This is a genomic window from Terriglobales bacterium (assembly GCA_035457425.1).
Taxonomy (GTDB): domain Bacteria; phylum Acidobacteriota; class Terriglobia; order Terriglobales; family Acidobacteriaceae; genus JACPNR01.
On sequence record DATIBR010000137.1, the window covers coordinates 1 to 10786 of the forward strand.

The following is a 10786-nucleotide window of genomic DNA, read 5'->3' on the forward strand; positions in this document are numbered from 1 at the left end:
CGTCCGGCACGACTGCGCCGGTCGAGTCGGTCACGGTGCCGGTGATGGTGCCGAGGAAACGCTGCGCAGAAACCGGCAGCGCCAGCAGACAGATAACCGCAAGCAGAACGGCGAAGATGGGACGCCGCATTGTTCTTCCTCCACAACGGAGAAGTGAACGTTAGGTCCTGGGGCCCGCTTGCAACTTCGGAGCTAGTAAAACGATTCTTTGGCTTACTAAATCGTTTAGCCCCCCACAAAATTTTATGAACTGTATTCCTGTTCTGGGACGGTGTCAATGCCGCGTTACAAAAAACTCTAAGGCCCCCCGGGCGGCGCTGGTCTGGCTTACAATCGCGCCGGTGAGACTTCCGGCAACAGTGTGGGTCGCCGTGTTGTTGGGCTGCGCAATCCCGGCGGTCGCGCAGCAGGCTCCGGCCGCCGACGCAGGGCCGGCCGCGGACATCCAGCGGGCCGAGCAGGCGCTGCAGGCCAAGGACTTCTACCTGGCGGAGAGCGAATACCGCTTTGCGGCCGCGCGGGCCCTGATCGCGTTCGGGAACCTGGCGGCCGCGGGCGCCCGCTGGGACGAGGCGCTTCGCGCCTATGGCGAAGCCAGCCAGCAGCTGAGCGATCCCACCGAGCCGGTGCTGAGCGCCGCCACCGTCTATCTGCAGCAGCAGAAGCCGGTGCAGGCGGAGGGAGTGTTGCGCGAGCTGAACGCCACGGTGCGGAACCCGCGCGTTCTGCAACTGCTGGCGGTCGCCTACGCGGCGCAGAACCGGATAGGCGAGGCCATGCAGCAGATCGACGAGACGCGCGCCGCCGCCCCCGACGATCCCGAAGTCATGCTCGCGCAAGCCAACATCGCCCTCCAGGCCAAGGACGCGAGCCGCGCGCAAGCCGCATTCGACGCGCTCGCCAAGGCCCGCCCCGGCGCCGCGGTCCACGTGCTGATCGGCCGCACCTGGCGGGACTACGAGCATTTCGACGAGGCGCGCAAGGAATTGGAGATCGCGTTGCGACTCGACCCGCGCGTCCGGCGCGCGAACTACTACCTGGGCACGATCCTGATCCGCAGGCCCGACGCCCTGCGCGACGCCATCGTGGCGTTCCAGCGCGAATTGGCGATCGCCCCGGACGACTACCTCTGCAACCTGAACGCCGGCATCGCGCTCACCGCCGACCGCCGCGCCGCCGAAGCCGTTCCGTACCTGGAACGCGCGGTGCGGCTGGCGCCGCAGGAGTCGCGCCCGCTCTACCACCTGGGCCAGGCGCAGTTCCAAGCCGACGATCACGCCGGCGCGGTGCGCTCGTTCACGGATTTCCTGGCGCGGGCGAGCAACGACCCGCAGGCGGTCGCCAATGTGAGCAGCGCGGAATATGTGCTCGGGCAGGCGCTGCACGCGCTCGGCCGCGACACCGAAGCCACCGCGCACTTCGATCGCGCGAAAACGCTGAAAGAGAAATATCGAGCGCAGTCCCAGGACCAGCTGGAGCAGTATCTGGCTGAGTCCCCGATGGGCGGCTCCGGCACGGTCGGCGTGTGGCAGGTCCCGGCGGCCCCGATGCCGGCGGGCGCCGCGGCCGCGCGCGCGCAGCTTTCCGAGATCATCGCACGCGCCTACTTCAACCTCGGAGTGATCCTGTCGCAGCGGAAGCACTACGTGGGCGCGGCCGCGTCCTTTTATCACGCGGCGGATTGGGATCCGAACTTCCCGGCGGTGCAGGCCTCCCTGGGCGTGGCGCGCTTCCAGGCTGAGCAGCCTGCGCTGGCCGTCGAGCCGTTGCGTGCCGCCCTGCGGCTGCAGCCGAACGACCGGCAGCTCGCCCGCCTGCTCGCCCTCTCCTGCTTCCAGAGCGGCGCCTACCAGTGCGCCGCGGAGCTGCTGGAGCACGACGCGGATGCCCGCTCCGACGCTTCCCTGCAGTACGCGCTCGGCGTCTCGCTGGTGAAGCTGGGCGATACCAAGCGCGCGGGCGAGATCTTCGGCCACATGCTGGCGGCCAATCGCTCCTCGGCGCCGCTCTACGTGATGCTGGGTGACGCGCACGCGCAGCAAGGCGACTTCGATTCCGCTTTGACGCAGTACCAGGAGGCGCTCAAGCTGGATGCGAACGTTTCGGGCGCTCATTTTTCGAGCGGAGTCGTCTACCTGCGGCGCGGACAGCTTCCCCTGGCACAGCGCCACTTCGAGGAGGAGCTGCGGTCGCATCCCAACGACCCGCGCACGCGCTATCACCTTGCGTACACGCTTTCGCTCCAGAGCCAGGGCGCGGCGGCGGTGCCGCTCCTGCAACAGGTGCTGCGGCAGGATCCCTCGTACGCCGACGCGCGCTATCTGCTCGGGCAGATCCTGCTCGAGCAAGGCGACGCCGCGGGGGCCGCCGAGCAGCTGGAAGCCAGCATCCGACTGGCGCCGAATGAAGCGCGCGCGCACTATCAGCTCGGCAAGGCCTACCAGCGGCTCGGCCGCACGGCCGATGCCGAGCAGCAGTTCGCGCTCTTCCAGCAGCTCAAGGGCCGGGGAGAGGATCAGTGAAGCGCTGCATCGCCATCCTGCTGGTGCTCGGCGCGGTGTCCGCCGCCGCGCAGCAACCGGGTAAGCCGCGGCGCGGCGCGCCCGCGCCACGCGCCAAGGCCGCTGCTCCGAGCGGGCCGGCTGCGTGGCTGGCGAAGGCAGAAGCCGAGTCGCGGCGCGGCGACGACCGTGCGGCCATCGCGAGCGTGACGCAGGCGCTCCGGCTGGCGCCCAATTCGACCGAGTTGCTGTATCGCTACGCGCATCTCGCGATGCGGCTCGGGTCGCCGGCGGAGGCGGTGCGCGCCATGTCGGCCGCCACGCGGATCGAGAGTGACTATCCCGACTACCTTTATCTGCTCGGCGTGGCGCAGCTGTGGGTCGGTGACACCGACGCCGCGACGGTGCCGTTGCGGCGCGCCGCCGAGCTGGACCCCAAGCGGCTGCAGGCGCACCTCGGACATGCCTACGCCCTGCACGCGCTCAAGCGCTACGACGAGGCGCTGAACGCGCTCGACAAGGCGCTCGCCATCGATGCCACCAACAACGAGGCGCAGTACCTGGTGGCCGACATCGCGCAGCTCCGCGGCGACCAGGAAAAGGCGTTGAGCATGGCGCAGCGCATCCTGGCGCGTGATCCGCGGCATCCGGGCGCGAACCTGGTCCGCGGCATGGTGCTGGCGCAGCGTGGCGACTATCGCGGCGCCCGGGCGGCGCTCGAGACCTCCGTCGCCGCCGATTCCAAGTATCCCCGGACCCACTACCAGTTGAGCCGCGTGTATGCCCAGCTCGGTGAGAACGAGCGCGCCGCGGCCGAGCGCGCCGCCTTCGATCGCTCGACGCGCGAAATGAACGAACAGCAGCGCGAAGCGCGCCGACTGCTCGACTTCGCGACCTCCGGACCAGCGAAGCCCAAGAAATAGCCGCTAGAGCCGCTCTTCCAGGACGGCTTTGGTGAGGTTGCGCGGATGGTCCACGTCGTGACCGAGCTGGATGGCGAGGTAGTAGGCGAACAGCTGCAAGGGCACGATCTCGAGCAGGGGGAGCAAGTATTCGTTCGTCGCGGGGACGGGCACGGTGAGATCCGCGGCCTTCTCCACCGCGGTGTCGCCTTGGAGCGCGATCGCGATGGTTGTGCGCGCCCGTCCTTTCAGGCTTCGCAGGTTCGAGAGCGTTTGCGCGTAGCGCGGTTGCGAACGCGGATCGCGGGCGTCGTGCGCTGCCAACAGGAGCAGCGCCGTGCTGAGATCGACGGTCGCCAGCGGCCCGTGCCACAGCTCGCCGCCGGCGTACGCCTCGGCCGACCGGTAGGTGGTCTCCTTGAACTTCAGCGCGCCGTCCAGCGCCACGCCCCGGTGGATGCCCCGCCCGACGTAGATGAACTTTTCGCAGCCCGCGGCTTCTCCCGCCAACCGCCGGCACAGGGCGTCGTTCTCGAGTGTTCGTTCGAGCTTGGCCGGGATCTCGAGGAGCTCGGCCAGCCGGGCGTCGTACTCGGCCGCGGTGAGCCGCTCGCGCGCGAGCGCCGCCGTGAGCGCGAGCAGATAGAGCGCCGTGAGCTGCGCGGTAAAGGCCTTGGTCGATGGGATGGAACGCTCCGGACCGCACTTGGTGTGGAGGCCGTAGTCTGCGTCCGCCATCATGGTGGCGTCGCTCACGTTCGAGATCGCGAGCACGCGTGCTCCGGCCGATCGCGCCGCACGGAGCGCGCTCACCGTGTCCGAGGTTTCCCCCGATTGCGAGATCACGATGACCAGTGCGTCCGGACCGGGGAGCGAAGAGCCGTACTGCAGCTCGCTCGAGAACTCGACGGCCGTGGGAATGTGCGCCAGTCCTTCGAGCATGAACTTGGCGATGACCCCGGCGTGGCGGCTGGTACCGGTCCCCGCGATGAGGATGCGCGCGATGCCGGCCAGGTGCGGCGCCAGATGCGCGAGGGTATCGCGGATGCCGTGGTCTTCTGCCGTGGCGCGAACGCCTGCCGGCTGTTCGTAGATCTCGGCGAGTAAGTGGGAGGTCTCGGCGCTGCGCTTCACGGGACACTCGGGGTGACGTCGATGGCTACGTCGGCGGGCGTGTCCTGGAACCAGAGGGCGGCGGAGCCGGCGATGCCGGCGTCGACCCCGTATCGGGCCGGCGCCATGGGGATCTCCGCTGCCCGGCCGTTCAGGCTCCAGCGCGCGGCGGCCGTTCGCAGACGATCGTAGGCGGGCTGCAGTCCCATGCCCACGCCGCCGCCGACGATAAAAATATCGGGTTCGAAGAGGTCGATGAGGTTCCCCAGCCAAACCGCCAGCAATTCGACGGTGCCGTCGACCAGCCGCGTGCTGAACGGGTCTCCGGCATGCCAGCAGCGGAAGAGGACCTCAGGAGTGATGCCGTCGGGTCGGTTGCCGGCCGCGGCCAGCAGGGCGCGCGCCGCGCTGGGATCCTCGACTGCCAGCGCGCGCGCCTGCTCGGCGATGGCCGGCCCGGAAGCCAGTCCCTCGATGCATCCGCGTTTCCCGCAGCCGCACCGGACCGGCGCGTGGATGTCGATGGTCTGGTGGCCGCCCTCGGGGGCGTTGCCGGTGCGACCGTGATAGAGGTGGCCGTCGTAGACCAGGGCGGTGCCGATGCCGGTCCCGATGGTGATGTAGAACACGTGCCGGTAGCCGGCGCCGGCGCCCCAAAGCGCCTCGGCGAGACCGCCGGCGTTGGCGTCGTTGTCGAGCCGCGTGGGAATGCCGCAGATCGCCTGCACCGAAGAGGTCAGGGGAAAATCGCGCCAGCATGCAAGATTGGGGCTGTGCAGCACCAGACCGCAGATGGGGTCGAGCGGGCCGGGCGACGCAACGCCCACGCCAAACACTTCCCGCCCCTTCGCATCGGGAAAGACTCCCGCGATGGCCTCCTGCACCGAGCGCATCGCATCTTCCGCGCTGCCGTTGGCGTTCATCGGCGCGCGTGCGATAGAAACGATCTCGCCGGAGCCGTTGACCAGCCCGGCGGCCACCTTTGTGCCACCGATATCGATGCCAAGCACGTGCTTAGCGCCCACGTCTCCCCCGAGCCGTGCAACCCGCCGACCGGCGCCGATTTTTGGCCGTGCGACTTGACAGCCGCTAAATCGATTTAATAAAACCAGACATCTTTGTCAAGGCCCTTTGCCGGTTCGGACCAAGACCTTGGGGGAGCCATGATGCATATCCGCCGCCTGACAACGCTGTTTCTCCTGTGTGCCGCCACCCTCGCCAGCGCTGCTGACGCCGCCACGTCCCAGCTGAACCTCGCTCGCGGCTGGGCGCTTCAGAGCTCGGCCAGGACCACGGCGAAGGGCGAGGAGATCTCGCGCGCCGGATTCGCCGCCTCCGGTTGGCACAAGGCGACCGTTCCCACCACGGTGGTCGCCGCCCTGGTGGCGGACGGTACCTTCCCCGATCCCTATTTCGGCATGAACATGCGCAAGCTACCGGGCGTGACCTACGGCATCGGCGAGAACTTCTCGCTCGAGCCGATGGCTTCCGACAGTCCCTTCGCCGTGCCGTGGTGGTACCGGACGGAATTCACCGTACCGGCGAGCTTCGCGAAGCGGCACGTGATCCTCCATCTCGACGGGCTGAGCTTTCGCGCGAACGTGTGGCTGAACGGAAAGCAGATCGCCGGGTCGCAGCAGATCGCCGGCACCTGGCGCTTGTTCGAGCTGGACGTGACGCCGCACCTGAACGCGGGCGGGAAGAACGCCTTGGCGATCGAGATCTCCGCTCCCACGCCGCATGACCTTGCGATGACCTTCGTGGACTGGAACCCGATGCCGCCCGACAAGAACATGGGCCTGTGGCGCCGAGTCTTCCTCACCGCGGAAGGCCCAGTGAGCGTGCGCCATCCCTTCGTGGAGACCGAACTCCCATCGCTCGACTCGGCGCGCCTCACGGTCCGCGCCGATCTCGTCAACCATGCCAATGAGCCGGTGAGCGGCACGCTCCGCGGCACGGTCGGCAAAGTACGCTTCTCGCGGCCGGTAGACCTGGCGGCTGGCGAGACCAAGTCCATCGCCATCTCACCGGCGGAGGTTCCGGAGCTCGCCGTCAAGGATCCGGAATTGTGGTGGCCGGCGCAGATGGGCGAGCCGGTGCTCCACACGCTCGACCTGGCGTTCGAGACCAACGGAGAAGTCTCCGACCAGAAGACGATCCGCTTCGGCATCCGCCAGGTCACGAGCGAGATGGATCCGAGCAAGAAGATCCTGAAGTTCAAGATCAACGGCAAGCCGATCCTGATCCGCGGCGGCGGCTGGTCACCGGATGCGATGGTGCGCGAGGACGAGCAGCGCATGGAAGCCAAGGTCAGGCTCGCCCAGCACATGGGCCTGAACACCATCCGGCTCGAAGGCAAGCTCGAGACCGAGCAGTTCTTCGAGCTCACCGACCAGCTCGGCATGCTGGTGATGGCGGGCTGGTGCTGCTGCCATCACTTCGAAGAGTGGGACAAGTGGAATGACGAAGACCACAAGATCGCGGAGGCGTCGCAGCGCTCGCAGATCCTGCGCCTGCGCGCGCATCCCAGCGTCTTCGTGTGGCTGAACGCCAGCGACATGCCCCCCACCATCCCGCAGGTGGAGCAGATGTACATCAACGTCCTCAAAGAGGTGCACTGGCCGAATCCTTACGTCTCTTCGGCCAAGAACCTGGACTCACCGCTCACCGGGCCCCCGGGCGTCAAGATGGCGGGGCCGTACGACTTCGTGCCCCCGGTGTACTGGTATGAGGACACCGGTGACGTGAAGAAGGTAGGAGGAGAGTTCGGCGGGGCGTGGAGCTTCGCGACCGAGATCTCGCCCGGCGGGGCGCCGCCGGAGATCGAGAGCATCAAGGCGATGCTGCCCAAGGAGCACCTCTGGCCGGTGGACGACTGGTGGAACTTCCACGCCGGCGGCGGCGAGTTCAAGGACATGAACCTGTTCATCGACGCCATGGACGCGCGCTATGGCAAGTCCTCGAACCTGGAGGAGTTCGCGACCAAGAGCCAGATGATGGCCTACGAAGGCCTGCGCGCGATGTTTGAGGCCTACAGCCGGAACAAGTACAGGTCCACCGGCGTGATCCAGTGGATGATGACGAACGCGTGGCCGTCGATGATCTGGCACCAGTACGACTATTACCTGCGTCCGGGCGGCGGCTATTACGGGACGAAGAAGGCCACCGAACCGCTGCATGCGCTGTATTCCTACGACGACGGCTCGGTGTGGCTGGTGAGCAGCCGCTACGACGCGACCGCGCAGGTCAAGGTCACCGCGACGGTCTACGACCTCAACATGAAGCCGCACTGGCAACAGAGCGCAACCGTGACGGCGGCGCCCGACTCCACCCAACAGGTGCTTACCGTTCCGAGTCCCATCGCCGGCCTGAGCACCACATACTTCCTGCACCTCGAGGTCACCGGCCCATCGGGAGCGCAGGCGGATTCGAATCTTTACTGGCTCTCGACCAAGCCGGAGAAGGTCGCTTGGGACAAATCCAAGTGGTGGTACTCGCCGGTCGTCTCATTCGCCGACTTCAAGGGGCTGAACGAGTTACCGAAGGCGCGCGTCACGTTCACCTCCGAGTCGAAGCCCGAAGGCGGCACGATGCGGACGACGGTGCGCGTGACGAACACCAGCAAGGGGATCGCGTTCTTCCTCCGGCTCAAGGTGAACAAGGGCGCGAAAGGCGAGGAGATCCTGCCTTCCTACTGGGACGACAACTACTTCTCGCTGCTGCCCGGGGAAGAACGTGAGATCAGCGCGACGTACGACTCCGCCGCCCTCCAGGGCGCCAAGCCGCACATCACGCTGACCGGCTGGAACGTTCACGCACAAGGCTCGGGGGCCCGCTAGTGGGTTCCCCGACCACGACTCCCGCGGCGGACGCGCCACGACTGCGGCGGACGCTCGGCCTGTGGGACTTGATCCTTTACGGGATCATCGTCATCCAGCCGGTGGCGCCTATGTCGGTGTTCGGCGTGCTTTCCGAGCGCGGGCGCGGCCATGCCGCCACCGCCATCCTGCTGGCGCTGGTGGCCATGCTGTTCACCGCGATCAGCTACGGGCGCATGGCCCGGGCGTATCCCAGCGCGGGCTCGGCGTTCACCTACGTCGGCAAAGAGATCCATCCGGTCGGCGGCTTCGCCACCGGCTGGAGCATGGCGATGGACTACATGTTGAACCCGATGATCTGCATCATCTGGTGCAGCAAGGCGGCGATGAACTTCGCGCCTGCCGTTCCCTACTGGGCGTGGGCCATCTTCTTCTTTGCGCTCTTCACCCTGCTGAACCTGCGCGGGGTGCGGGCGTCGGCACGCACCAATACCCTGCTGGCAGCTTTCATGGGCGTGGTGCTGACCATCTTCTTCGTCGCCGCGGCGCGCTACCTGCTGCACCAGCCCGCCGGGTCGATCGGGTCGCTCACGCGGCCCTTCTACGATCCGGAGTTGTTCAACCTCAAGCTGGTGCTCAGCGGGACCTCGATCGCCGTGCTGACCTACATCGGCTTCGACGGGATCTCAACCCTTTCGGAGGAGGCGAAGAACCCGCGGCGCGACATCCTGCTCGCCACGGTTCTGACCTGCCTCGCCATCGGCGTGCTGTCGCTCTGCCAGGTGTACCTCGCGGAGCTGATCTGGCCGGCCAAGCAGGGCTACCCGGACGTGGACACGGCGTTCGTCCACGTTGCCGGCCGCGCCGGCGGCGCCTGGTTCTTCGGATTGATCAACCTCACGTTGCTGACAGCCAATATCGGCTCCGGCATGGGGGCGCACCTGGGCGCCGCGCGTCTGCTCTATGGCATGGGACGGAGCAACGCACTGCCACGAAAGTTCTTTGCCGCCGTGGATCCCAAGCGCCACATACCGCGGAACAACGTGATCTTCGTCGGTGTGGTCGCGCTGGTGGGCGCTTTCCTCATCACCTACGGCCTGGGCGCGGAGATGCTGAACTTCGGCGCGCTCATCGCCTTCATGGGCGTGAACCTCGCGGCCTTCATGCGCTACTTCGTGCGCGAGCGGCAGCGCACGCTCGGCAATCTTCTGCCGCCACTGCTCGGTTTTGCCGTTTGCTTCCTGCTGTGGATCAATCTCAGCACGCCGGCCAAGCTCTGGGGAGGGCTCTGGCTGGTGGCGGGGCTGATCTTCGCGACCATCAAGACGCGCGGATTCCGCGGCGAGTTGCTGGACTTCGAGATCCCGCCGGAAGAACCGGTCCAGCGGGCGTGACAAGAGCTGCGATATGATGCTTTCCCCATCCACCATGCAGGAGAAGAGAGTGCGGACGTCATCGCGCGGAGGACGCAGCGTCACCATCCGCGACGTGGCGCGGGAAAGCAAGGTCTCGGCTACCACGGTCTCCATCGTCCTGAACGAAAGCCCGCTGGCCCGCTACATCCCCCCGGCGACGAAGAGCCGCATCCAGCAGGCCGCCAAGAAGCTGGGCTATCACCCCAACTTGTTCGCGCGCTCGCTGCGCAGCAACCGTAGCCACACCGTTGGCTTGATGGTGTTCGACATCACCGACCCGTATTGCACGCTCATCATGCGGGGCATCCAGAACGGGCTCTATGCCGCCTCGTACACGCCTATCCTCACCGACGCGCAGAACGAGCGCGCGCGCTTCGAGCGCTACCTGGAGATGCTGCTGGCGCGGCGCGTCGAAGGACTGGTCGTGATCGCGAACTGGCTGTTCATGGACATCACCCTGCTGGCCGATATCGAGAACAACAAGCTGCCGTGCGTGATGATCGGCCGCGAGCTCGACCATGGGCGGGTGAGCTCGGTGATCGTGGACAACGAACTCGGCGGCGCGATGGCCGTGGAGCACCTCTACGGCCTGGGCCACCGGAAGATCGCCTTCCTGCGCGGACCGAAGGCACTGGGCGGAGGAGACAGCGCGGCGCGCTGGCGCGGGATCCGGAAGTTCGCGCAGCACCGCGGCCTGCATCTGGACCCGCGACTGACCAGCGAGCTGCCCGACTCGAGCGACCCCTCGTCCGGTTTCGAAGCCGCCTACAGATCGACCAACGAACTGATCCAGCACAAGCGGGCGTTCTCGGCGGTGCTGGCCTTCGACGACATGTCCGCGCTGGGTGCGATGCGCGCGCTGGCGCATGCCGGCATCGAGGTCCCGCGCCAGTGCTCGGTGATCGGGTTCGACGACATCGCCCCGGCAGCGCTGTGCACGCCGCCCCTCACCACCATCCGCCAGCCGATGGAAGCGATGGGCGCGCTGGCGGTCAACATCCTGCTGGAGAGTCTCAGTTCGGTGCCGCGCGATTCTG

At 67.1% G+C, this 10786-nt stretch carries 7 protein-coding genes; 5 read left to right on the top strand and 2 right to left on the bottom strand.

Going from position 1 to position 10786, the window contains the following annotated elements:
* Positions 1-341: 341 nt before the first annotated feature.
* Complete coding sequence (locus VLA96_10525) at positions 342-2522, top strand: tetratricopeptide repeat protein (protein HSE49630.1); 2181 nt, start codon at positions 342-344, stop codon at positions 2520-2522.
* On the top strand, positions 2519-3424 hold the full coding sequence (locus VLA96_10530; protein ID HSE49631.1) for a tetratricopeptide repeat protein: 906 nt from the start codon (positions 2519-2521) through the stop codon (positions 3422-3424). Before VLA96_10525 ends, VLA96_10530 begins: the two co-directional genes overlap by 4 nt.
* 3 nt (positions 3425-3427) lie before the next feature.
* Here VLA96_10530 and VLA96_10535 read toward each other — a convergent pair whose 3' ends face one another.
* Together VLA96_10535 and VLA96_10540 are read right to left on the bottom strand one after the other, a co-directional pair.
* The gene (locus VLA96_10535; GenBank protein ID HSE49632.1) at positions 3428-4537 is read right to left on the bottom strand and encodes an SIS domain-containing protein; all 1110 of its coding nucleotides are present in this window, start codon (positions 4535-4537) and stop codon (positions 3428-3430) included.
* Positions 4534-5541 carry an ROK family protein gene (locus VLA96_10540; protein ID HSE49633.1) on the bottom strand — a complete coding sequence of 336 codons (1008 nt, stop codon included), beginning with the start codon at positions 5539-5541 and terminating at the stop codon, positions 4534-4536. Before VLA96_10540 ends, VLA96_10535 begins: the two co-directional genes overlap by 4 nt.
* 141 nt (positions 5542-5682) lie before the next feature.
* On the opposite strand from VLA96_10540, the gene VLA96_10545 reads away from it, so the two are divergent.
* The 3 genes from VLA96_10545 to VLA96_10555 form a co-directional block, all read left to right on the top strand.
* Positions 5683-8355, top strand: coding sequence for a glycoside hydrolase family 2 protein (locus VLA96_10545; protein ID HSE49634.1), 2673 nt, complete (start codon positions 5683-5685; stop codon positions 8353-8355).
* Positions 8355-9728 (top strand): APC family permease, encoded by a 1374-nt coding sequence (locus VLA96_10550; protein ID HSE49635.1) that lies wholly within the window; start codon positions 8355-8357, stop codon positions 9726-9728. The genes VLA96_10545 and VLA96_10550 overlap by 1 nt, the downstream gene beginning before the upstream one ends.
* Before the next feature lie 34 nt (positions 9729-9762).
* Positions 9763-10786 (top strand): LacI family DNA-binding transcriptional regulator (locus tag VLA96_10555; protein ID HSE49636.1); only part of this gene is annotated, 1024 nt, incomplete at its 3' end.